Origin of the sequence: Flagellimonas flava (assembly GCF_050617915.1) — a bacterium.
Classification (GTDB): domain Bacteria; phylum Bacteroidota; class Bacteroidia; order Flavobacteriales; family Flavobacteriaceae; genus Flagellimonas; species Flagellimonas flava_A.
Window position 1 is genome coordinate 372,131 of the sequence record NZ_JBODQE010000003.1, and the last position, 25,845, is coordinate 397,975.

Sequence of the window (25,845 nt, forward strand, 5' to 3'; positions counted from 1 at the left end):
ATCAAAGTTAATTATTAAGTCTATATACTTGCGCTCTATCATCATTGAAGACCGCCAACAGATATTTTGTGTTGTTTAAGTTTAGTGTTTTTAAGTGTCGAATGGATTTTTTACTAAAATCCAATCCCAGTTCATTCCCCAAAATTACTTCCTCCTCGTTACTTATCAAAGCCCCTGGAAATGAATCCAAGCGGCCGTGATAGGGTTTTACCCCAAAATAGTTTCCACCGGCCAACACTTCATTGGTGCCATCACCGTCAAAATCGTCCACTGCAAAGTCCATTATAGGGCCCAGTTGAAGCTCTACATCAAAAGGAATGAATTTAAATATCCCGTTATCATTTTTAAGATAGCCAGAGGCCAAAGTATTTACTTCCAGGACCTGGGCCTTATCCAAAAGCTCTTTGGGGAATAACCCGTCCATTGTTGTGCCCGCAAAGGATTTATAGCTGGTAAATCGTTTTTTCAGAGATACCATTTGGGAAGCCAATCCATCCAAGGTCTCCAAGGGGTAATATATGCCATTTTTTTCCAAGGCCGTCACGGTTTCGGTTTGTCCGTTCGCATCAAAATCGTGGACAAAGAGCTTCATAGGATATTCTTTGGACGCTTTAAACTTGGTGTTGGAACCCCAATTGCCCAACATATAATCCATATCTCCGTCAGCATCAATATCAAAAGCGGCGATGCTTTGCCAAAGCCCATTCAGCTCAAGGTTTCCGACTTCCTTGAATGTGCCATTTTCGTTCTTCAGGAATTTTGGGGACATCCATTCCCCAATCACGATAAGGTCTACAGCGCCATCCTTGTCAAAATCTTCCCAAAGAGCGTCGGTTACCATTCCCTTGTAAGCCTCACCATCAAATCCAGGATAAAAATCAAAACCACTACCCTTGTTTTCCAAAATATAGGAGGGGGGCTCTGCGCCAAATTTGGAGGTAATGGTGTGTCCCCCAACAAAGACATCCAAATCTCCATCTTGGTCAAAATCGTGGGACGCCACCACAGAGGAATTCTGAAAAATCTCTGGAAGTTGTTGACGGGCAAAAGCGGTATCGGTCTGGATATAAAACGCATCCAATAAGGCGTTTGATTTACCAAAAAAGTCTCCACCCCCCGCGGTCAAAAACAAATCGTTTTTTTGATCATTATTAAAATCACCAATGTGGGCAGAAACGGTTTCAATTAAGGAATCTGCTTCTATGCTTACGAAGCTTTTTTTACTAAAAGCGGTGTCCTTTTGAACAAAAATCTGGGCTGGCGCAAATTTGGAACCCCCAAAGAATATATCTTGATTGCCATCATTGTCCAGATCGCCCACGGCAACAGCAGGTCCCCGATCGGAGATTTGGTAGGGAATCAATTTTTCACGATTGAAATCGGTGTAATTGTCTTCAACGTGTGTAAAATCCAAGCCCAAATTGCCCGGTACTTTTGTAAAAAGTGGTTTTGCCTTGGTCTTAATCTTACCGTATTCAAAAGGTCTGTTATTTTTTTGGCTGATTGTCAAGGTTTGGTTGATGCTCGGTTTCTCAATGATCTGGTATGTCCTATCCGGCCAAATTATTTTTAAGGAATCCACTTGTTGGGCCTTGCCGTATCCGAAGTGGACAATGGGCTCGGAAGAAGCCTGGAACCCTCGGGAAGGAAACAGCTCCTTGTACTGAAGTTTTCCATTGTGGTAGGAGTACACCTTGGTTCCGAATCCCTTGGTGTTTTTTTCCTTGTAGTCCAGCTTTATCTTCAAAAAATTAGCGCCGCCATTCTGTTTGTTGATGTAGATGGAAATTGGGCCATTGATGTTGTTGGAAATAAGATCTAAATCGCCATCCCCGTCCAAGTCACCCATAGCGGTAGCCCCTGACATGAGTGTGTCCTTGGTGATCCAATCCCCAGCCATATTCTCAAAAGTAATGTCTGGGTTACCTTTAAAAATGTAATTATTTACGTTTCCAGATGGCATGAGTTGCAGGGCTTCTTGATCCACGAGCTTGGTATTGTCCATTTTTTGTTGGATCTGTTCGCTGGAAACAAACTTGATAAAATCCAGGTCGTTGGGTCTCTTTGGAATTCCATTGGAAACAAAGAGATCTTGAAATCCGTCCATATTATAATCTCCGAAGAGCGCACTCCAGCTCCAGTCTGTTGCCGCTACCCCACTAAGTAGGGCGGTCTCGGCATAATTGCCATCGGGCTGGTTTATATAGAGCATGTTTCGTGTAAACTGATAATGGTAACCATACCGTTCTATTCGCAACTTCTGGGTTTGGATGTTGTCATCACCCTCGGATGATTTAAGCGCCACTTCATCTTCGGGCAGCATATCCAAAGAAATCAGGTCTGGTCGCCCATCACCGTTGATATCGGCCACATCATTACCCATGGAAAATCGGCTGGTATGACCAAAAAACTGCTTTAGACTTTCGGTAAAGGTGCCGTCCCCATTGTTCAAATAATAGTAATCGTCCTCATGAAAATCGTTGCCCACATAGATATCTGGGTAGCCATCCAGATTAAAATCAGAAATGGCCAAACCCAGACCATATCCATTGACGCCACCAAAAATCCCAGCTTCTTCACTAACATCCACAAATAAACCGTCGTCATTTCTCAGTAGCTTGTCCCCAGTTTGATAATTGCGATCATACCGAAGCTCATGTTTCCCATATGAGTTTTGGGTATGCACGGCATGATTCAGCAGATATAGATCTAAATCGCCGTCCAGGTCGTAATCCAAAAAAGCGGCATTGGAGCTATAGGTATCAAAGTCAAGCCCATATTTTTCGGCACTTTCGGTAAAGGTATTGTCCCCGTTGTTGATAAAAAGCTCGTTGTATCCATCAAAACCATTGATGCCCACCACGGCACATACGTATATATCCAGAAGACCATCGCCATTCACATCGCCCATTACCGTGCCCGTGTTCCAACTGCTGTTTCCTTCAACCCCCGCACTTTCGGAGATATCCTCAAACTCCAGGTTTCCCTTGTTCAAATAGAGTTTATTCTTGACTTGGTTTCCAGAAAAGAATACATCAGGGAGGTCATCGTTGTTGATATCCCCAACGGAAACCCCACCCCCGTTATAGAAGTAAAGGTAATCCAGAATACTGAGGTTTTCCGACTCTTCAATGGTATTGGAAAAGGTAATCCCCAAATCTTTGGGGTCAGGATTTTTGAAAAGGCTTCCTTCATTTCCACAGCCAGCCAACAACAAAGCCCCAAAAAATGGTAATAGAATTCTATTCATTGATAGCGAATATCTTGGGTTTCTCGTTATTGATTGCGGCAACCAAGTATCTTCTGCCTTGGGCATCTTTTAGTGGTTTGAGGTATTTGACCTCTTCTTTGATTTTGAAGCCACTTTCGTCGTAGTTGAGCCATTCATACCCTAATTTCCCGTCGCCAAGTAACAGGTTTCCATAACTGGCATCCAACCTTGAAAACTGGGGCTTAAACTCAAAATTGTTACCCGCCATGACCAAATCCAAATGTCCATCGTTGTTAACATCCGTACAGGTAATATCGCAAATGCAGGATAGTTGGGCCCTTGGCGGAAGTTGTTGGATGGTGAACTTGCCATCTCCGTCATTAATGGCAATAACTGAGGCTGATGTCGTAACCTGTTTTACAATGGACTTGTCCAGAATTTCCTTCGGAAACAGCTCAGTGATGGTTCTGGAAGCATAATCCGAAGCTTTAAGATTTTCCTTTTTCAAGGAAACCAATTGCTCGGTCAACTCCCTTTTTTGATGAATTGGGTAATCGCCACCATTGTAATTTTGGGTAACGATTTGCTCAATAGTACCATTGTTGTCAAAATCGTTGATCCAGATTTTCATCGGTTGGTCTTCGGATAGGGGTTTGTAATGAACATTAAGACCTTGATTGCCCAAAATGAGGTCTAAATCCCCGTCCTTGTCCAAATCTGCGGCTTCCACCGTGTTCCACCAACCATATAGACTATCCAAGGAAGAGCTCATCTGGGTAAGCCTCCTACCCGTGTTCTTATAGACTTTAGGCGAATCCCATTCCGTGGTAACCACCAAGTCCTTTTTGTTATCCCCATTTATATCGACCCACTTGGCATCGGTGATCATACCTGCGTCTTTCAAATCGTATGCAAAACGTTCCGTGCTGTCCTCAAATACTCCATCGCCCTTGTTTTCAAGGAATAGGTGGTCTGGAGAGATTCCGTAGACCCCAACCACACTTCGGGAACCAATAAAGACATCATTATCCCCGTCTCCATCAAAATCAGATGAGGCAATGGTGGCAATGTTTTTAAAAGTGGAGGGAAGATCATGTTCAGATTTTGAAAAATTCCCAGTACCATCGTTGATGTAAAGCCTGGGTTTGTAGTTTCTCTCAACACCTACCCTGTTACCTCCTGAGCCTACCATTAGATCCAAGTCGCCATCACCATCGGCATCAAAGAAAGCAGCGGCTACATCTTCATATATTTTGTCTTTTTCAAAGACCGGGGAATTTTTAGGAACCGCCTTGCCCTGACCTTGGTGTAGGTAGACAACCCCAGCTTGGTTATGGGCACCGCCAATAAAGAAATCCTCATTGCCATCACCATTTACATCCCCTACTGCCAGCGACGGACCTTCTTGGGACAGCTTCTTGTAGATTAATCCCTCATAATCAAAATCATTGTAATGATCTTCTTGGTGGGCCATCAAGTTGCTGGTCTCCAATTCACTAATAAAGGTAGGTTTGATGTCTATTTTTGGAATGACATATTGGGTTGTGGCCTTGGCATGATCCAAGGAAACCACTTGATTGGGTGCAACGTTTTCCAAAAGCTGTGTTTGCTCATCCGGCCATACAATTCTGATGGAATCCAGCTTCTCCGATTTTCCAAGACCCAGGGTCATGGTATAATCCATCGAAGATTGAAAACCTCTGGATGGAATAAGCTCTTGGTTGATGATGTTTCCATCAAAATAGAATTTAGCCAGGGTACCAACTCCAAAGGGATTGCTGGAGGGCCCCTTGAACTTCAGCTGGATATAGTTGTGATTCAGTTGTGATCCTGTGTTATTACGGTAGATAAATGCCTCTGTATTCACATTGTTGATGACCATATCCAAATCCCCGTCGTTGTCTAAATCGCCATAAGCCGCCCCGTTGGATCTTGTGGGTAGTTCAAAACCCCATTCCTTGTTGGCATTTTTAAAGGTGATATCCCCATTGTTTTTATAGGCATAGTTGGGTTGAGGCTTGATTGGCATTTTGTTGATGATGGAATCAATGGATTCCTTTCTTCCTGTCAAGGCCATTTTTTGGATGATCTCATTGGCAAAGAAGTCCACAAAATCCAAATCCGTCAGGTCATGGTTTATACCATTGGTAACAAAAATATCCTTGAGACCGTCATTGTCCATGTCAAACATAAGCCCTGCCCAGCTCCAATCCGTGGCATCAACCCCACTATAATAGGCTACCTCAGAAAAGGTGCCATCCCCGTTGTTGAGTTGTAGGGTATTTTGAATGTACTGCTGAAAAAAGTCCTTGCTCTGTTTTAACTCAAAAATGTTGTAGCCCTCAAATTCCATTACAGATTTAACCCTTTCTTCAGGCTCGGGGAGCATATCCGTTATAAAGATGTCATTGTGCCCATCGTTATTGATATCGGCAATGTCAATCCCCATGGCGGACAGGCTCAAATGGGAAGTCCAGTCTTTTATTTCTTCGGTAAAGGTTCCATCTTTTTGGTTGATATAGAGATAATCCCGTTCGTAAAAATCGTTGGAGACGTAAATATCTGGATAAAGGTCGTTGTTGAAATCCGTGACCAGTACACCCAGACCAAATCCAATCAAGCTACCATAGATACCCGCTTCTTCGCTTACATCCACATATTTTCCATTGTCGTTACGCAGGAGCATGTCGCCAACACCTCTGAAAATATGGGGTACACCTTCCCAATCTTGTGCTCGTGTCTCTCTTTGTTCCGCATAGCCCAAACTACTAACTGGGATGTTGCTGTTATTGAGAATGTAAGCATCAAGATCTCCGTCCTTATCATAATCAAAGAATGAAGCATGGGTGGTAAATCCGGTTTTGGCCAAATTGTATTCATGCGCTTTTTCCGTGAAGGTCAAATCCCCGTTATTGATATACAGATCATTATCGTGGTTGTTGCCCTCAAGATTTCCGGCATTGCTCACATAGATATCCAGGAGGCCATCCTGATTGATATCAACCATGACCACTCCCGTTGACCAGGGTTTATTACCCATAATACCAGCAGTCTCGGAAATATCCTCGAATTTTAGATTGCCCTTGTTCAGGTATAAACGGTTGGGAACCATATTGCCAGTAAGGTAAACATCCGGTAAACCGTCATTGTTGATATCGCCAATGGCAACACCACCACCGTTATAAAAATTCCTGTATTTGAATATGTTGAAGTTCTTTTGGTTCTCAACCTTGTTCACAAAATTCAATCCAGTTTCAGCCGAAGGAAGCAAGGTAAACAGGGGTTCTGTTTCCTTAGATGCTGTTTCTTCCTTGGAGGTACATGAAATTGTCAATATAGCTATGCAAGCCACTTTAAATACATGCGCTTTCATCTTCATCATAATTATTTTTTAGCCAAAAATATGGGTGTGTCGTTATTTCTTCCGATAATAAAAACCGAGTCCTTACCCATGGTGATTTTTTTCATCGTTCTAGCAGCTCCTGAAACATTAAGGCCACTTTCTTTTACGTATTCAAAATTTCCATCTTGACCTTGCTGCAAAATTAGTCCATGAAAGGCATCCAATCTTCCCAATTGGGTACTTATTTCATAGTTATTGCCCAAGATGATCAACTCTTTGCGTCCATTGCCGGTCACATCTTCCAGCCCAATATCGTAAATGGCGGAGGATTGTGCCAAACTTGGAAATTCCTTTTTGGTAAACTGTCCATTTCCGTCATTTATAAAATAACAACTGGCCAGTTCATATACTTGTTTATTTCCAGCTTCATCTAGTCTATCTTTCCCGAACAAATCCTCGATGGAAGCATTGGCAAAGGATTCGTACAGTAAATATTCCTTGTTCAAAAAAGGCATTTGCTTCACCAATTCATCTTTGGATGCAAATGGAGTTTCGGTGCCCTGATGATAATAAGTCACAATGGGTTCGATGCTGCCATTCTTGTCAAAATCATTGGTGTACAAGATAATGGGCATGTCTCTACTGGCCTTAAGCTTGCTGTTAAGTCCCCAGTTGCCACAGACCAAATCCAAATCCCCATCATTGTCCAGATCCCCCACTTTGACCACATTCCACCAGCCGTGGGTGTTTTCCAAGCCGTTATTTTTTTGCAATGCGAATGTACTTCCATTGTTCAAGAAAATGGAAACGGGCATCCAGTGACCTACCGCCACCAGATCTAAATATCCGTTAGCATCCACATCGGCGGCAAATATGTCCTTGATGTTCCCTAAATGTTCCAGTTCTGGAATGATTTCGGAGGTAATTTCCTTGAAATTTCCTGTTTCGTCACGTTTTAGAAAAAACTGCTTGGGAGTTTTTCCGTATGCAGACGGCACTTGGTCAGAAACGATAACAACTTCTTCCATGCCGTCCCCATCAAAATCCTCGGCGATTACTTTGGACGCATTGGTTTCTATCAAAGGCAAAAGCACGTGATCCAAATGAAATCTTCCCTCAGCGTTAAGGTACAGTCTAGGCTGAAGCGGCACTCCACTTTTATATTCATTGCCTCCACTGACCACAAGCAGGTCAGGATAGGCATCATCATTGGCATTTAGAAAGGTGTGGGAGGTATCTTCATTATTGGCGTGCGCTGTAAAAAGTTCTGGTTGGTGCGACTTGAAACTTCCACTTTCATCTTGAATGTATAACGCAGAGGCCTGTTTTTTGGCACCGCTGATGAAAAAATCTTGCAATCCGTCCAGGTTGACATCAGTAACGGCTAGCTCAGGGCCTTCATTAGAGTTTGCGAAAGGAACTAGGGGTTCCTTGTCAAAATCCAACGAAGTGGTCTCCCTATGGACAAAGTCAACGAGGGAATCCAATGATTTGAATAAAGGTTGCCCAAATGGGGATATGGTGTTATAATAATTGGGAACCGAATCGTTTTTGGTCACTGTGATTCGGTTGGGAACGGACACATTGTAAAGGGTTTTATAAGCCCCACCCGGCCAAACGACATGAAGGGAATCTATCACGGAATCTTTACCCAAACCTAGATGCACGCGAGGGGGAACTGAAGACAAATATCCTTTGGAGATGAAATTTTCCTGGGTTACGGTCTGGGATTTAGAAAAGGCTATGATTTTGGTTCCCAAACCGAACTTGTTTTTTGGTCCTGCATCCAATTCCAAAGTCAAATGGTTGCCTGGCGTACTGGTGTTTTCAAGAATGAAGGCTTCTTCATCCACATTATTGACAACTAAATCCAAATCCCCATCATTATCCAAATCCGCATAAATACTTCCATTGCTGAAGGAGGGCTCCTCCCCAATCCAATTTTTGGTCATGTTCCCAAACTGGGCTTCCCCACGATTTTGAAAAATATAGTTGGGGATTTTCTTCACAGGGATTTCCTCAATCAAGGGCATATCGGACTGTAGCATTCCTTGTTCAATACGTCTTTGGATACTTTCGTTGGACATGAAATTGATGAAATCCATATCGTTGGTTGCTCCTTTTATGCCATTGGAAACAAAAACATCTTTAAGGCCGTCATTGTCAAAATCGGCCAAAAGAGCTCCCCAAGACCATTCTGTAGCCGACAGACCACTTAAATTCCCAATTTCTGCAAAATTTGAGTTTCCCAAGTTAAGATGCAGGGTGTTCTGCATGTATTGGGGTGCGTAACCATTTTTTAGATACTGTTGGTAAATAGGATAGCTGTATTCCAGCCCAGAAGTCTTGTAGGTTTTCAAGTTTTCCGGGAGCATGTCCAATGACAAAATATCCGCGAGCCCATCATTGTTGATATCCGCTATGTCATTCCCCATGGAAAAATGAGTGGTATGGCCCAATTTTTCATTGTCAGATGAGATCAATTCTTTGAAGGTGCCATTTTGTTGGTTGATATAGAGGTAGTCGTTCTCGAAAAAATCGTTTCCAACATAAATGTCAGGATAACCATCGTTGTTCACATCGCTGATGGACAGGCCCAATCCATAACCACTTTTGCCTTGAAAGATTCCTGCTTGGGCACTTACATCAACAAAACGCTCTCCCGTATTTTCATACAACCTATCTCCAGAAAGGGAATCCACAAGCTTGCGTTGAGATCCTCGTCCATAGGCTCTATTAGGATACACGGAATGATTTAGTAGGTACATGTCCAAATCCCCATCCAAATCGTAGTCAAAAAAAGCGGAGTGGGTAGAAAAGCCCGAAAAGTCAAGATTGTATTTTTGTGCCTCTTCATTAAAAACAGGTACTCCGTTTGCATCATTACCTTGATTGACGTAGAGTAGATTACGCCCTTCCAGAATATGATAGTTGCCCACTTTGCACACATATATATCCAAAAGACCGTCGCGGTTTATGTCCACACTGGTAACGCCAGTTGTCCAACCCGTGGCATTATCGATTCCTGAGATGTGATTGATTTTTTCAAAGTGCAACCCTCCTTTGTTGAGGTATAGTTGGTCTTCGGATTGATTTGCCGTAAAGTACAGGTCAACAAGACTGTCTCCGTTAAAGTCTGCGGCGGCTATGCCCGCACCATTGTAGTAGTAGAGATAGTTTAGGATATTAAGGTTGGGAGATTCCTTTAAGCTATTCTTAAAGGTAACCCCTGTATGTTCGGAATCCCTTTTTAGAAACAGGGTTTCCGACTTGTTTTCCGCACAACTAAGAATCAATAAAAAAGAACCAACAAAAAGGCCGTAAATCCCCTTCATCCATCAATTATAATAGGTCGGGTAAGATAACCAATCCAATGACAATTAGAGAAGTAACAATAGTTAATATTTTGTGGAATTAAGGCGAAAACGTTTGCGGTTGATAAGAATCTTAATTAGAGGGCTATTGTATTGACAAATAATCCAATATATTTAAGGATTACTAACAAACCAAGATATTATAATGGTAGGAATTTTATCTTTTTTAGGCTTTACGTTACTCGTTGGAATCATTGCTTATTTGGCAACACGCTCAACTGATGAAACCTCATCCGATGGCTATTTTTTAGGAGGACGAAGTTTAACAGCAGGCGTTATTGCTGGATCGCTATTGTTGACCAATCTTTCCACGGAGCAGATTGTTGGATTGAACGGTAGTGCCTATAAAGATGGATTGTCCGTTATGGCATGGGAAACATTGGCAGCGATTGCCATGGTTGTTGCGGCCATTTTTTTGTTGCCCAGATATCTAAAAGGTGGACTTACCACGGTTCCCCAGTTTTTGGCGGATCGATTTGATGTGGCCACAAAGACCATCACCTCGGGATTGTTTTTGACAGGCTATGTGGTGGTTTTGCTACCGGTAATACTGTATTCAGGATCTGTGGCGATCAGCGGAATGTTCAATGTTCCGGAAATGTTGAATGTTTCGGATACCACAGCCTTGATCATTTGTATATGGGGGATTGGGGTCATTGGTTCCATTTATGCGGTTTTTGGAGGGCTAAAAGCTGTAGCGGTCTCGGATAGTATTAATGCTATTGGATTGATGATTGGGGGGATTTTGATTCCCATTTTCGGATTGATGGCCATTGGGGACGGAAGTGTTTTTCAAGGTTTGGATGAGCTTATGACCGCAAACCCGGAACGCTTTGATTCTACCGGAGAGCACGGGCAGGAAGTCCCATTTTCTACAATTTTTACGGGAATGATGTTGGTGCAGCTATTCTATTGGGGTACCAACCAGCAAATTATACAACGGGCTTTGGGAGCAAAGAATTTGGCCGAGGGACAAAAAGGGTTACTGCTTGCCTCGTTTTTGAAAATTTTAGGTCCACTTATCCTGGTTCTTCCAGGGATGATTGCCTTCCACTATTTTGATGGAAACTTGGAGTCCAGCGATATAGCTTACCCTGCCTTGGTAGGAGCGGTACTTCCCAAGTATTTGGTTGGCTTTTTTGCTGCGGTGCTCTTTGGTGCCATTTTGAGCTCCTTTAATAGTGTTTTGAACAGTTCGGTCACTTTATTTGGGATTGATATCTATAAGCAGCATATCAATAAGGAGGCTTCTGAGTCCACCGTGGTGAAGTACGGGAAAGTCTTTGGGGTTTGTTTGGCCTTGGCTGCCATGTTTATAGCACCCTTGATTGCCAATGCCGGAAGTTTATTTAATTATTTACAGGAAATCAATGGAATCTACAACATTCCTATTTTGACCATCATTGTGGTGGGTTACTTGACCAAAAGAGTTCCGGCCATTGCGGCCAAAATTGCCATATTCTTGGGGTCTGGTCTTTATATCATCAGTCAGTTCATTGTTGGGCCCAAATTGGTGGAAAACGCATTGGAAGCTGCAAAAGCTTCTGGGATTACGGATGAAGCTGCCCTACGATTGGTTGAAGCCGATGCGTATCCCCATTATTTGCACGTAATGGCGATACTTTTCTTGTTGAATGCGGGGATCATGTTGTTGATTGGTAAATTCTATCCAAGGAAAGAAGCCTTTGTCCAAGAATATACAAAGCAAGTGGAGATTACACCTTACAGACATGTGAAGCAAGTTGGATTGGCCATTTGTGTAATCGTGGTGGGCATCTATATCTACTTTGCCAAATAGATTCTAACAGGCCTTTTGCCGATTGTTTTTGGTGAAGGTCTTCTATTTATTGAACGAGCAAGCTGAACTTTGTATTAAATCCAGTTGAATCACCTGATTAATCTCGCTAGGGATAATCGTGGAATCGTTTTAGACTCCAACACCACTCCTCTTCAACGCGCTTTTTTCATACTTAAATACTAGATACAACTTGTAACCCTAATGGGGTTAACCGTTGAAAAATTAATCCAATTAATATTAATGAGGATGCTGGAGCTTTACCAGCGAAAAGGAGAAATAGAAAAAGGCTGCCCGCAGGCAGCCTTTAAACTATAAGATAAACTTAAACTTGGATTGTTAATACCCTGGATTCTGCACCAAATTTGGATTGGAAAGCAAGGCATTGGTTGGTATTGGGAATAAGTTTTTGTTCACGTCACCAACGGACTCGGGATTTTTGAACTCCCAATCTCTGGTAAACTGTCCAAAACGAATCATATCGGTTCTACGGATAGCCTCAACATAAAGCTCCCTACCTCTTTCTGCCAACATATCGGCCTCGGTAACTGAACCTAGTGGAGTAGCTCCCCTTAAGGCACGAAGCTCGTTAACCAACGCAGTGGCATCACCACCACCAGCACCTCTCATGATTGCTTCCGCTTTCATCAAATGGGCATCAGCATATCTGAAGATGATTTCGTGGTTGGTAAAAGAACCGTTAACTGGATGGTACTTGATGATACGTACACCGGTACGCTCATTGTTACCTACCAATCCAGGCAATTCCTTGGTAAACACTAGTGGATTACCAGGACGGTCGCTAAGTGCGTTTCCTTCGGCATCATAAGCTTGTCCGATAAAGAATCCGTAAGCGAATCCTAAATTGGTTTCATCAGCATTGGATGCATCTGGTACCCAACCTCTACGCTCTTCTTGGCCATCTCCAACATTGTTGGTAGTTGGATTACCTTCAAACATATCGTAGAATTCAGCCAAGGTGCTAAATCCGTTCCAGCCACCACCTGTGTTATCAGGGGCAACAGTGTTGTAGTGAGCCCCGTTCCAGATTCTGTTACCTACAGAGGTTGGCAACCAGAAAATAGTTTCGGAATCGGCATCTTCCTTGAAAATATCGAAATAACCATCTTGCAGGGCGTAACCTTCGCCTGCAATGGCATCAACAAGGGAAACAACTTCGTTAAGAGCAGAGGCATCTGGAGCTCCAGAGCCACTGTATACACCAGAGTTCAATAGTACTCTAGCTTTTAGGAAACGGGCAGCTGCCTTGGTTCCTCTACTTTGATTGGCAACATCATTGGCTGCCACACTTGGAAGACCTGCAATAGCAACATCCAAATCGTTCAAAATAAAGTCGTAAGCTTCAGTTCTTGATAGGATAACGGGATCTACCTCAGGACCTTCATCCGGTTGTCTGAAAGGAACTTGTCCGTACATATCCATGATAACCCACATCCCAAAAGCTCTCACAAAGCTCGCTTGTGCAACTTGTTCAGCAGAAGAACTACTTCTTGAATCTATTACCTCTGAAGCAAGGAAAATAGTCTGGTTCCAGTTGTTCCATACGTTAAGGATATACTGGTGACCTGGTGACCAAGTATGGGCATGGAGGGTTCTCCAAATACCATTATCACCCCAGTCCGTACCCCTGGTAGGAACCAATTGCTCATCCGTAGCAACTTCCTGCAATGCATAGAAGTTAGCTTGATCTCCCAATCTGTTCATACCATTGAAAAGGTTGTCAACGGATGCAGCTGGGTCTTCAACACCATTAAAGATGCCTCCGGTGGCCGTAGACTCATCAATGATAGAGTCGGTTTCTTCAATTTCGAGATCGGTACACGAAATCGCAAACACCACACAGAATGTGGATATTAGCCATAATTTTAATTGATTTCTTTTCATCATTATTCAATTTTTTTTAATTAAAAGGTGGCATTAACACCAAAAGTGAATGTTCTTGGTCTAGGGAATGCCGTCAAATCTATACCAGCAGTTGGCAGACCGTTCAATAGGTCCAATCCATTGTTAGCTGGTGATACACTTACCTCTGGATCCAAGCCTGAGTAATCTGTAATCAAGAACAAGTTTTGTCCCGTTAAAGACAACCTTAGACTTTTAATAGCTCCGTTACCACTTAGAGGCACGTTGTAACCTAAGGATGCGTTCTGGAAACGTACAAAATCACCTTTTTCCAAAAATCTAGTAGATACCTCTGCAGCAGCATTACCTGCTTCTCCACTTGTTAAAACGTTAGGAGTAACGTTTCTTGCGTTGGCAATGGAGCCAGCAGTAAAGAATGCGTTGGCCGTGTTGTTATACACAGAGAATCCAAACTGACCTGTGAAGAAGGCTGAGAAATCCCAGTTCTTATAAGAGGTATTCAAAGAGAAACCGGCAATAACATCTGGAAGTGCATCTTCACCCACAAAACCTTGAACATCACCAATAGGCTGACCATTGCTGTCAAATCCTCCAAACTCTCTTAGGAAATAGGAGAATAGTGGCTGGTCTCCTGCCAAAATCTGGGCAAACGCCAAAGAAAGTCCCTGACCTCTAATGGTACCTGCTGGAATTTGACCTCCAAAATCCTGCAACTCATTTTCGTTGTAAGAAATATTGAAGGAAGTACTCAAGTTGAAGTCCTCAGATTGCGCAAAATCATAGGCAATAGAGAATTCAACCCCTTGGTTCAATACAGTTGCATCCAAGTTTTGGAAGAAGAAAGGCTGAGGAGATGGCTGCGCAGCTGGAACACTTAACAGAAGATCTGTTGTTTCCTTGCGATACACATCAATAGTTCCTGAAAGCCTATCGTTATTAAATCCAAAATCAAGACCAACACCATAGGAAAGTGTTTCTTCCCACTTCAATTGGTTGTTTACGAAGGATACTGCTTGGGTACCTGGGATAGCAATTTCCCCACCATTCTGAATATCACCAGCAGGGTTGGTTGTATAACGCTCTCTACGAACGAAGTTACCATACCCTAGACCTTCTTGGTTACCAGTAATACCTCCACTAACTCTAAGCTTAAGTGTTGAGAACGCATCACCCATAAAATCCTCTTCATGTAACTTCCAGGCAAATGCACCGGAAGGGAAGTAACCATACTGATTATCCGGACCAAAACGGGAAGAACCATCAGCCCTTATTGTACCTGTAAACAAATACTTGTCTGCAATACTGTAGTTAACCCTACCGAAGAAAGACTGTAACTCATCCGTAAAATCGAAAGTGTCCGTAAAAATGGAACGTACATCGATTAGTACAGAAGAAATATTATCAGTTACAGGCGAGGGGAAAAGTCGATTTATAAATATCTCACTTTGTCCAGTCCCAATACCGTACTGCTGATATCTTCCACTAATATTGGATTCAATGGTATTGGCAGATCTTTCCAAATCATCTCCCATACGGTCAAGGTTGGAAGTATTGAATCCCCATCCTTGGATGTTTCTTCCATCTCTTCCAAAATCTTGATATGAGAAACCAACAAGAACATCAAGGAAAGAATTTTCCAATTCCTTCTTGTAGGTCAATGTTGCTTCCAACAGGTTGTTGGCTACATTGATATCGTTTACTGCGGCACGACCATTACCACTAGTACCGTTGGACAAACCAACTACATCACGGCTAATTCCGGATTTTCTAGTAGACTCAGAAGTGTCATAACCATAAGTTACCTTACCGGTTAGCTCTGGAGTAAAGTCGTATTCCAAGGAAACGTTAGCCAAGAATCTGTTGGTAAAGGCTGTACTTTGAGTTACATGCAACAAGTTGGAAGGGCTTAAAAGACCTCCACCTGGGGCAAAATCAACATCAGTTGGCCAAGTTGGGTTGGCAGAATATGCAGCACCCAATAAATCCCCGTTAAATCCAGCACTACCAGAAATGGGTGGTGATTCATCATTTACACGGGATACGGTAGCTTGTACATTAAGTCTAAGCTTGTCATCCAAAAAGCGATGTGTCCAGTTGGCTCTTCCTGTAATTCTTTCCAAAGAAGATTCTTCGATAACACCAAACTGATCTTGATAACCAAAAGTAGCACGGATATTACCCTTGCCATAGTTTTTGGACCAAGAAAGGTTTTGGTTGTGCGAAGTAGCGTTTCTGGTAACAATATCTTGCCAATCTGTGTTAGCACCAAAATCTTGATCCGCTGCAACCCCGCCGAATTGTGCAACACCGGCAAGGAATTGTTCGCGATTCAACAAGTCGTACTCATTGGCAGGCTTGGAGAAACTGAGGCTTGAAGAAAACTCGAATACACCATCAGATCCAGCCTTACCACTCTTGGTGGTAATGATTACAACTCCGTTAGCACCTCTGGAACCGTAGATCGCTGTTGCAGAAGCATCCTTCAAAATACTGATACTCTCAATATCGGCTGGGTTCAAGAAGTTCAACGGGTTTTTGGCCGCACTGGACCCCAAACCTAAACTTCCCTGTCCTGTTGCAGAGGTGTCATCTCCAGCAAGAGGAACACCATCAACTACAAAAAGTGGATTGTTGTTGGAACGCACAGAGTTTGTACCCCGAATACGGAATTCAACTCCTGCTCCCGGTTCACCACTGGTCTGCGTAATCTGAACACCTGCGGTCTTACCCTGAATCAACTGTTCAGGAGATGAAATTACACCTCCGTTGAAGTCCTCAGCGGTAACTGATGCCACAGCACCCGTTGCATCCTTTACCGTAGTGGTACCATAACCAATGATCACAACTTCATCCAATGCCTGGGCATCTTCTTGAAGCGTAACATTAATGGTAGTCTGTCCATTTACGGTAATTTCTTGTGTTGTGTAGCCAATATAGCTGAACACCAACACAGAAGAATCGTCAATACCACTTAGGGTATAATTACCATCAAAATCGGTCTGCGTACCATTGGTAGTGCCCTTAACAAGAACACTTGCTCCCGGTAATGGACCGTTTACATCCGTAACAGTACCAGATACCGTCTGAGCTTTTGCCAATCCAAAGCATAAAAATGCCCCAGAAAGCAAAATGCTTTTTAGTAGCGTAATCTTCATAAATAATTAATTTTAAGTTTAGTTAATTTCAATTCAATTGTTAAACATATATAAAAATAAAGTTAATCTGTAGTTAGCTAGAGTATGATTCGCAACGAAAACGGTTTCGTGTTAATAACTTTAGGATTTTGCGAGTTTAGTAAAGCTTTTATCTATTAATTAGTCAATTCGCAATTTTCCCTTGAAGATTTGGAAGTTTATGCAATCCTATAGCTAATATACTATTTTTATTTTTTACCGAAATTTGCGCTATTTTATGTTAAAATCCAGCCCTTGATCTAACCGTCAATTTTGTTAAAAAAGTTTGACTAAAGTGGAGATCTGATGTATATTGGCTAAGTACAAAAAAATACTGGGAAGAAAAGTCGGCGCGCATTGAAATCAAAGATTACATTAAAGGATATTGCAAGGGAATTGGAGGTCTCCATATCCACAGTTTCAAAGGCCTTGAAGAACAGTGAGGAGATCAGTAGGGATACCAAGGAAAAGATTCAAGCCTTCGCCAAACTTTACAACTACCGTCCCAATAATATAGCCATTAGTCTTAAAAACAAAAGAACCAAAAATATTGGCGTTGTCATTCCGGATATTGTACATCACTTTTTTACCACAGTGATCAGGGGTATTGAAAAGTATGCCAATGCACGGGGGTACAATGTAATTGTATGTTCCTCGGACGAATCCTTCGACAGGGAGGTGATCAACATGGAAATGTTGGCCAATGGCAGTATTGATGGCTTTATCATGTCTTTGGCGTCAGAGACTCAGCAAAAAAATGACTACAACCATTTAAAAGAGGTCACGCAACAGGGAATTCCTGTAGTGCTTTTTGACCGGATTACCAATGAAGTGGAGTGCGATAAGGTGATTATTGACGATCAACTTGGAGCCTATATGGCCGCCAAGAAAATGATCGATCAGGGCCGGAAAAAAATTGGGCTTATAACCACTGCGGATTATCTAAGTGTCAGCAAGGCTCGCACCCAGGGATACCGAAAGGCCTTAACCGAGCATAATTTGGAAGTGGATGAATCCCGAATCCTTAAGTTATCCAGCATGGATATGGACGAAGAGCTCATTCAACAGTTTTTTGAATCCACAGAAATGGATGCCGTGCTTTGTGTCAATGAAATTTTTGCTGTGTATACCATGCGCTTGGCCCAAAGGAATGGACTTAGAATTCCGGAGGACATCTCTTTTATTGGGTTTACAGATGGATTTTTGTCTGAATACGCCAACCCCAGCTTGACTGTAATTGCCCAGCATGGGCAAAAGATGGGAGAGATTTCTGCCCAAATGCTCATTGAAAAAGTGGAGAGCGAAGCAGAAGAGGAAACTTACCAGACCAAAATTTTGGAACCTACTTTGGTGGTAAGGGATTCTACAATTAACTAAGTTTGCACCTGCTCTAGGGCTGCAGAATTAGAAAACTAACTTTTACTTACCAATTAATCAGCGCAGATTATGAATCAGGATTATATAAAGGCGGACGCGTGGTCTATTGTTGAAGAAGGCTTTGATAAAGAACGGGTTAAGTCATCCGAAAGCTTGTTTAGCATTGGGAATGGTGCAATGGGTCAAAGGGCCAATTTTGAAGAGAATTATTCCGGGGAAACCTTTCAGGGAAGTTATATAGCAGGGGTGTATTACCCCGACAAGACCAGGGTAGGATGGTGGAAAAATGGATACCCTGAATACTTTGCCAAGGTTCTCAATGCCCCCAATTGGATTGGGATTGATGTTTTTGTGAATGGTGACCCATTGGATTTGGATACCTGTAAAGCCGTTAAGGATTTTAAGAGGGAACTCAATATGCGTGAGGGTTGGTACCAGCGCAGTTTTGTGGCCCAAATGGCAAATGGAATTGAACTACAAGTTAAGGCAACCCGATTTTTAAGCTTGGATTTGGATGAATTGGGGGTCATTGCATATGAGGTTACACCGATAAATCTAGATTGTCAGATTAAGTTTGTGCCCTATTTGGACAGCGGAATCACCAATGAGGACAGCAATTGGGACGATAAGTTTTGGAATACTACCAAGGTAGATGTCATGGGCAACCAAGCATTTATTGATGCCCATACCATGAAGACCAATTTTGCCACCTGTACTTTTATGGAGGCCCAAGTAGCTTACAATGGAAATTCAGTTTCTTCAAATACAGGGACAAGAAATGAAACCTATGCTTCCATTGAATTTGAACAGGAGGTTGCCAAGGGAGAAAAAATAACCTTGACCAAATTGGGAGGATATACCGTTTCAAGAAATCATGATAAAACCCAGTTGGTCAATGTTGCCAAGAAGGTATTGAAACAGGGCTCCGAATTGGGATTTGAAGCATTGCTCGCAAAACAGGAGGAGGCCTGGGCCAAAATTTGGGAAATGAGCGATATCACAATCGAAGGGGATATTAAAGCACAACAAGGTATCCGATTTAATATTTTTCAGCTGAACCAAACCTATCTGGGGAAGGATTCCAGACTTAATATTGGCCCCAAAGGATTTACAGGGGAGAAATATGGAGGAAGTACGTATTGGGACACAGAAGCCTATTGTCTTCCATTCTATATGGCAACTAAAAATCAGAAGGTGGCCTGGAGTCTTTTGGAGTACCGATACAACCATCTTGAGAAGGCCATTGAAAATGCCGAAAAGTTAGGTTTTACCAATGGAGCGGCGCTCTATCCCATGGTAACGATGAATGGGGAGGAATGCCATAACGAATGGGAAATTACCTTTGAGGAAATACACAGAAATGGCGCTATTAGCTTCGCTATTTTCAACTACCACCGTTTTACGGGGGACTACAGCTATATTCCAAAAATGGGATTGGAAGTCCTGATTGGGATAGCCCGATTCTGGCATCAAAGGGTCAATTTTTCTGAGGATAAACAGCGCTATGTCATGTTGGGTGTTACAGGACCCAATGAGTATGAGAACAACGTAAATAACAACTGGTATACCAACTACTTGGCTAAATGGTGTATGGAATATGCTTTGGAGCAAGTAAGAATCGTTGAAAAGGAATATCCTCAGGATTTTGAACGAATTCAGGCCAAGACCAAAATCACTTCCGAAGAAACTTCGGATTGGGCCAGGGTTGCAGATCAAATGTATTTTCCGTTCTCTGAAAAACACCAGGTCTTCTTACAGCAAGATGGCTTTTTGGATAAGGATTTGGTACAAGTGTCCGATTTGGACAAGTCGGAACGTCCCATTAACCAGAAATGGAGTTGGGACAGAATTTTACGCTCGCCCTATATCAAACAGGCAGATGTGCTTCAGGGATTCTATTTTTTCGAAGATCATTTCAGCCAGGATGCCTTGGAAAAGCACTTCGATTTTTACGAGCCTTTTACGGTACATGAATCGTCGCTGTCCCCTTGTGTTCATAGTATTCAAGCCGCAAAGCTGGGCAGGATGGAACAGGCCTATACGTTCTATTTGAGAACTTCCCGATTGGACTTGGATGACTATAATAAAGAAGTGGAAGAGGGGCTGCATATTACTTCAATGGCAGGAACATGGATGAGCATTGTTGAAGGATTTGGCGGAATGCGCGTAACGGATGGCCAGTTGTCCTTTAGCCCTCAAATTCCCGAACAATGGGATTCCTATGCCTTTAAAATTAACTATCGGAACCAAATTGTTACCGTATCCGTGTCCAAAAAGAGCTCCGTTTTTGAATTAACAGGAGAAGCCAACTTGACAATCCAAGTAAACGGCAAGTCCGTGACACTGGTTCCAGGAGAGAAGATAGAAGGATGAAACGCAACTTGGGAATAGTATTGTTATTGCTGATGGTAGCAGTGCTTTCCTGTGAATCCAAACCTGATCAAGCCAATCCAAAACCAAGCATGAAGAAGAAAGCCGTTGTTTACCAAGTTTTTACCCGCCTATTTGGCAATACCAATACCACCAACAAAGCTTGGGGAACCATTGAGGAGAATGGGGTAGGGAAGTTTAACGACTTTTCAGAAAAAGCTTTGGAAGAAATCAGGAACTTGGGGGTAACACATCTTTGGTATACAGGGGTACCCCACCATGCATTGGTCAATGATTACACAGCCTATGGCATTTCCAATGACGACCCCGATGTGGTCAAAGGAAGGGCAGGATCTCCTTACGCGGTAAAGGACTATTACAATGTGAATCCGGATTTGGCAGTTGATCCAGCTAAACGCCTTGAAGAGTTCAAAGCACTTATTGATCGTACCCATGCAGCTGGAATGAAGGTAATCATAGATATTGTGCCAAACCATGTGGCCAGAAGCTACCGAGGCTTGACCAATCCAGAAGGCACTTCGGATTTTGGAGCCTGTGATGATGTTTCCAAGGAGTACGATGTCAATAACAATTTTTACTACATACCCGAAAGCACTTTTAAGGTTCCGGAATGGAAGGATGGATATTTACCACTGGGAGGAGAGGAATCAATTTTGGCAGATGGAAATTTTGAGGAGAACCCTGCAAAATGGACAGGCAACGGTTCGCGACTGGCACAGCCCCATTTCAATGATTGGTATGAAACGGTCAAGGTAAATTATGGTTTGCGACCCGATGGATCCAAGGATTTTGAGGAACTTCCCACGGGAATGGAAAAACAAGGGTATGCGGAACATTTTCGGTTTTGGGAAAACAAAACCGTCCCTAATTCTTGGGATAAGTTCAAGAACATTGCGCTATACTGGTTGGATTTTGGAGTAGACGGGTTTCGTTATGATATGGCCGAAATGGTTCCTGTAGAGTTTTGGAGTTACCTCAATTCCAATATCAAAACAAAAAATCCAGACGCTTTTTTGTTGGCTGAGGTGTACAACCCAGATTTGTACCGCGATTATATCCATAAAGGAAAAATGGATTATCTCTATGACAAGGTGGAGTTGTACGATAGTATAAAGCATGTGATGAAGGGCTATGGTTGGACAGATCATATCCCAGTGGTTCAAAAAGGAATGGCAGATATTGAACACCACATGCTCCATTTTTTGGAAAACCATGATGAGCAACGAATTGCAAGCCCTGAGTTTGTGGGAAATGCCCAAATGGGAAAGCCGGCCATGGTAGTTTCTACCACCTTGAGCACATCTCCAACCATGATTTATTTTGGACAAGAAGTGGGTGAGCCTGGTGCGGAGGATGCGGGCTTTGGAAAACCCAGTCGCACCTCCATTTTTGACTATGTTGGGGTACCGCACCATCAACGTTGGATGAACAATGGGCATTTTGATGGAGGGCAACTTACTGAGGATGAGAAAAACTTAAGGGACTTTTACCAGCGCTTGCTCAATTTTACGATCTCAAGCAATGCCCTGATGGGAGACTATCAGGAAATCCATTTTTATAACAAGGACCATACGGAAGGATATGATCATAAAATACTCTCTTTTGTGAGGTGGAAAGATGAAGAAAAATTGATTGTTATATCCAATTTTGACAAGGATAGAACGTATACCCTGGACTTGAAGATACCAGAGGATGTGATAACCAAGTGGCGTCTGAAAAATTCTGCCTACGCTTTAAAGGAAGAGTTGTATGGAATTGAAAAAGCTACGCTAAAAATCCTAGAAGGGCGGGGATCTATCAGGTTAAAACTCCCTCCTTTGGAATCATATATTTTTAGTGTTCAATAAAAAAGCGGCCCGTATTGTGGGCCGCCAAAGTTTGGAGGTCGGTTAGTTATCGTTATTCCTTAGCAGCTGTTTTTTGATAAACCAGCGCGATAACCACACCTGTTACCACAAAGTAAACCAAGGCCAAAACAAAGTCCATTAAATGACCGGTCAAATCCATCATGTTGGCAGTGGCGTACTGGATTAAAGCTGTTCCCAGACCAGCAAAAAGTCCTATCCAGGCACCAAATTGAGCGCCTTCCTTGGCACTGTGGTGGCCTCTGGCCCATTTACCGTAAAGATTGCTCAAGGCAAATGCTGAAACAAGATTACCCAAAATGATAAAAACAAAGTCGGGTTCTTCCTTAAAGATGTTTGTAATAACATGACCTTCCATAAGACTCTCTGCCGCAATTCCCCATAGGAGGTAACCAAGCAGAAACATAACAATTGTCGCTACTACTGTAGCCAGTAAATTGGATTTTGAAAACATGCGAGCTAATTTATTGGTTATTAATATGATAAAAATATTAAATTAAATTTAACATATTGACAAAATGTGATATCCAAAAATATTGAGTGCATAATTTAGATGCTTTTTTGTAGGATTTTATTGAATATGTTTACCCTCAAAATTTCATTTTCAAATCGTATTTTTAGCTTTCAAAATGACTTAGAATGAAAAAAACTTTACTATTGCTTTCTTTTACAATTTTTCTAATCAATAGTTGCGGAATGTTTGAATCCAATCCCTTGGTCATCGGTCATAGGGGAGCCATGGGCCACGAAACTGAAAATACCTTGGCTTCTGTGCAAAAGGCATTGGATTTAGGTGTGGATATGATTGAAATTGATGTGTTTAAAATCGAGAGTGGCGAGATAGTGGTTTTCCATGATGAAAGAGTGGAGAGACTCTCTAATGGGGGAGGTAACATAGAGGAATACAATGTTGTGGATATGCAGCAGCTTATCTTGGATGGCAACCACCGTATTCCCATGCTTCAGGATGTGCTCAAATTGATCAACAATCAAGTCGCACTCAATATAGAATTGAAGGGTGCAGATACAGCTGATCGGGTAAACTTCATTACCGACTATTACATAAGGGAAAGAGGTTGGGCTGCCAACAACATCCTTATCTCCAGTTTTAGATGGGATGAGCTAAGGGAAATTAGAAGATTGAACCCAAATGTGCAGATCGCCATCCTTACAGAGGACGACCCCTTGGAAGCAATTCCCGTAGCCAAAGAACTAAATGCCGTTGCCATCAATCCCAATTTTAAATCCCTTACAGAAGAAAATACATCAGAGATGCAAGATGAGGGATTCAAAGTATATACATGGACTGTAAATGAACCTTCGGATATTGTGAAAATGAAGAAGTTTGGAGTGGATGGAATCATCACAAACTATCCGGAACGGGTACATTAATGTACGATGTAATCATTGTTGGAGGGGGTGCCGCAGGCTTCTATGCTGCAATTCATATTGCTGAGCTTGACCCTACATTGAAAATTGCCGTTTTTGAAAGAGGAAAAAATGTGCTCTCCAAAGTAAAAGTTTCAGGCGGCGGAAGGTGCAACGTGACCCATGGTGAATTTTCTCCAAGCGAACTGGTTCTCAATTATCCAAGAGGTAAAAAAGAATTATTGGGCCCTTTCCATGTGCACGGACCTGGTGATGTCATGGAATTTTTTGAACAGAGGGGAGTACCACTCAAAATAGAGGAAGATGGTCGTGTTTTTCCGGTTAGTGATGATTCCCAGACCATTATAGATTGCTTGGTTACCGAAGCTCAAAAGTTGGGTGTGCAAGTATTGAAAAATAGTGCAGTAAAGCAACTTTCAAAACTTCAAGATAACGGAAGATGGCAGGTGACCACCATGAACAAACATTACCAGGGCAAAAACCTGTTGGTTGCCGCTGGGAGTAGCCTCAAAGCTTGGAGATTTTTGGAAGATTTGGGACATACCATTGTTCCGCCGGTTCCATCATTGTTCACCTTTAATATTCGGGATTCCAGATTGGCCGAAATCCAAGGAGTAAGCACCTTTGCATCAGTACAGGTACCTCCCAAAAAGCTGTTTTCCTCAAAGGCAGCCCTAAACCTAAAAAGTGCTCCTAGGGAAGAACCGGTGCTACAGGCAGAAGGCGATGTGCTTGTGACCCATTGGGGGCTAAGTGGTCCGGCCATATTGAGGTTATCAGCTTGGGGAGCCAATATTCTGAGTGAATACCAATACAACTTTAAGATCAAGATTAACTGGACTCCCGAATACACTTTGGGCTCCATGGAAGGATTTCTTAGGGAAATCAAGGAGGTGGAGGCGAGAAAAACCGTTATTCGGACAAGAGCCGTCAATCTTCCCAAACGGCTTTGGGCCAAGTTGGTGCACGCTGCAGGTATCGAGACCAATGTGAGATGGGCCGAGGTAACCAAGGAAATGCTGCAAAGTCTGGCCAAGGAACTTACAGAGGGTACCTATAGAGTTATTGGCAAGAGCACCTTCAAAGAGGAGTTTGTCACCGCTGGCGGTGTTGATCTCAAAGAAATCAATTTTAAGACTTTTGGGAGCAAAATACACCCCAACCTTTACTTTGCTGGGGAAATTATCAATGTTGATGCCATTACCGGGGGCTTTAATTTTCAAAATGCCTGGACAGGGGCTTATATTGCCGCCCAAGCCATTGGTTCCAAAAAGTAGCTCTTAAGCAAGAGCTATGGCCAATCCGGCTGCCACTGCGGCTCCTAAAATGGGGCCAACAATGGGTATCCAGGAATACCCCCAACCATTGGATCCTTTATTTTTTATGGGAACCAATGCGTGAATAATTCGAGGGCCCAAATCCCTCGCGGGATTTATTGCATAGCCCGTGGTACCACCCAAGGAAAGTCCAATGCCCCAAACAATCAGGGCAACGGGTAGGGCACCAAGTGAGCCAAGACCAATTATAGTGTTATCCGAAGTATTTATCGCATCCGTGAAATAAAGAACGGCGAATATTAAAACAAAAGTGCCAACAAGCTCACTAAAAAGATTCAGAGCCGTATTGGGAATAGCTGGTGCGGTACAAAAAACACCACGTTTTGTATCACCTTCTTCGGTAGCATCAAAGTGCTTCTTGTTTAATAGCCAGACGGTAAAGGCTCCCAGCATGGCCCCGATCATTTGAGCTGACACATAACTAGGAACATCATAAATGGAAAATTCCCCGGCCAAAGCCAGTCCAATGGTAACCGCAGGGTTCAGATGAGCACCGCTGTGAGGGCCTGCTACGACCACTCCTGTGTATACGGCCAAGGCCCATCCGGTGGTAATTACGATCCATCCGGAACCGCTACCATATGTTTTTTGAAGGGATACGTTGGCATTAACGCCACATCCCATTAGGATTAAAAGAAAGGTTCCAACAATTTCTGAAATAAAAGGAGTCATATATAGTGGGTTGGTTATTTGTTAGGAATGGGTT

At 42.7% G+C, this 25,845-nt stretch carries 13 protein-coding genes; 6 read left to right on the plus strand and 7 right to left on the minus strand.

Translation table 11 applies throughout. The annotated features are described in order from the left end of the window. Positions 1 to 7: 7 nt before the first annotated feature. Genes ACRHOZ_RS10270 through ACRHOZ_RS10280 form a run of 3 tightly spaced genes read right to left on the minus strand, consistent with a single transcriptional unit; the run spans position 8 to position 9,889 of the window. Positions 8 to 3,250 carry a VCBS repeat-containing protein gene (locus ACRHOZ_RS10270; RefSeq protein ID WP_431125304.1) on the minus strand — a complete coding sequence of 1,081 codons (3,243 nt, stop codon included), beginning with the start codon at positions 3,248 to 3,250 and terminating at the stop codon, positions 8 to 10. Further along, complete coding sequence (locus ACRHOZ_RS10275; RefSeq protein ID WP_431125669.1) at positions 3,243 to 6,584, minus strand: FG-GAP-like repeat-containing protein; 3,342 nt, start codon at positions 6,582 to 6,584, stop codon at positions 3,243 to 3,245. Before ACRHOZ_RS10275 ends, ACRHOZ_RS10270 begins: the two co-directional genes overlap by 8 nt. 11 nt (positions 6,585 to 6,595) lie before the next feature. Then, complete coding sequence (locus tag ACRHOZ_RS10280; RefSeq protein WP_431125306.1) at positions 6,596 to 9,889, minus strand: VCBS repeat-containing protein; 3,294 nt, start codon at positions 9,887 to 9,889, stop codon at positions 6,596 to 6,598. A gap of 184 nt (positions 9,890 to 10,073) precedes the next feature. Between ACRHOZ_RS10280 and ACRHOZ_RS10285 the strand changes: the two genes are divergently transcribed. Further along, complete coding sequence (locus ACRHOZ_RS10285) at positions 10,074 to 11,726, plus strand: solute:sodium symporter family transporter (RefSeq protein WP_431125308.1); 1,653 nt, start codon at positions 10,074 to 10,076, stop codon at positions 11,724 to 11,726. Between the two features lie 336 nt (positions 11,727 to 12,062). On the opposite strand, the gene ACRHOZ_RS10290 is transcribed toward ACRHOZ_RS10285, so the two are convergent. Beyond that, positions 12,063 to 13,631 (minus strand): RagB/SusD family nutrient uptake outer membrane protein, encoded by a 1,569-nt coding sequence (locus ACRHOZ_RS10290; protein ID WP_431125310.1) that lies wholly within the window; start codon positions 13,629 to 13,631, stop codon positions 12,063 to 12,065. Positions 13,632 to 13,648: 17 nt separating this feature from the next. Continuing rightward, positions 13,649 to 16,762 carry a SusC/RagA family TonB-linked outer membrane protein gene (locus ACRHOZ_RS10295; RefSeq protein ID WP_431125312.1) on the minus strand — a complete coding sequence of 1,038 codons (3,114 nt, stop codon included), beginning with the start codon at positions 16,760 to 16,762 and terminating at the stop codon, positions 13,649 to 13,651. Between the two features lie 375 nt (positions 16,763 to 17,137). Between ACRHOZ_RS10295 and ACRHOZ_RS10300 the strand changes: the two genes are divergently transcribed. The 3 genes from ACRHOZ_RS10300 to ACRHOZ_RS10310 all read left to right on the plus strand — a co-directional run bounded on the left by ACRHOZ_RS10300 (position 17,138) and on the right by ACRHOZ_RS10310 (position 22,395). Next, positions 17,138 to 18,157 carry a LacI family DNA-binding transcriptional regulator gene (locus ACRHOZ_RS10300; protein ID WP_431125314.1) on the plus strand — a complete coding sequence of 340 codons (1,020 nt, stop codon included), beginning with the start codon at positions 17,138 to 17,140 and terminating at the stop codon, positions 18,155 to 18,157. Positions 18,158 to 18,226: 69 nt separating this feature from the next. Then, positions 18,227 to 20,530 carry a glycoside hydrolase family 65 protein gene (locus tag ACRHOZ_RS10305; protein ID WP_431125316.1) on the plus strand — a complete coding sequence of 768 codons (2,304 nt, stop codon included), beginning with the start codon at positions 18,227 to 18,229 and terminating at the stop codon, positions 20,528 to 20,530. Beyond that, on the plus strand, positions 20,527 to 22,395 hold the full coding sequence (locus tag ACRHOZ_RS10310) for an alpha-amylase family glycosyl hydrolase (RefSeq protein WP_431125318.1): 1,869 nt from the start codon (positions 20,527 to 20,529) through the stop codon (positions 22,393 to 22,395). The genes ACRHOZ_RS10305 and ACRHOZ_RS10310 overlap by 4 nt, the downstream gene beginning before the upstream one ends. A 52-nt stretch (positions 22,396 to 22,447) precedes the next feature. Here the strand turns inward: ACRHOZ_RS10310 and ACRHOZ_RS10315 are convergent, their stop codons facing one another. Further along, on the minus strand, positions 22,448 to 22,867 hold the full coding sequence (locus tag ACRHOZ_RS10315; RefSeq protein ID WP_422349209.1) for a hypothetical protein: 420 nt from the start codon (positions 22,865 to 22,867) through the stop codon (positions 22,448 to 22,450). A gap of 185 nt (positions 22,868 to 23,052) precedes the next feature. Here ACRHOZ_RS10315 and ACRHOZ_RS10320 point away from each other — a divergent pair, with 185 nt between their 5' ends. After that, on the plus strand, positions 23,053 to 23,805 hold the full coding sequence (locus tag ACRHOZ_RS10320) for a glycerophosphodiester phosphodiesterase (protein ID WP_431125320.1): 753 nt from the start codon (positions 23,053 to 23,055) through the stop codon (positions 23,803 to 23,805). Further along, positions 23,805 to 25,079: an NAD(P)/FAD-dependent oxidoreductase gene (locus ACRHOZ_RS10325; protein WP_431125322.1), complete on the plus strand. Its 1,275-nt coding sequence runs from the start codon at positions 23,805 to 23,807 to the stop codon at positions 25,077 to 25,079. The genes ACRHOZ_RS10320 and ACRHOZ_RS10325 overlap by 1 nt, the downstream gene beginning before the upstream one ends. A 3-nt stretch (positions 25,080 to 25,082) precedes the next feature. Here ACRHOZ_RS10325 and ACRHOZ_RS10330 read toward each other — a convergent pair whose 3' ends face one another. Then, positions 25,083 to 25,811 (minus strand): MIP/aquaporin family protein, encoded by a 729-nt coding sequence (locus ACRHOZ_RS10330; RefSeq protein ID WP_431125324.1) that lies wholly within the window; start codon positions 25,809 to 25,811, stop codon positions 25,083 to 25,085. Positions 25,812 to 25,845: the final 34 nt, after the last annotated feature.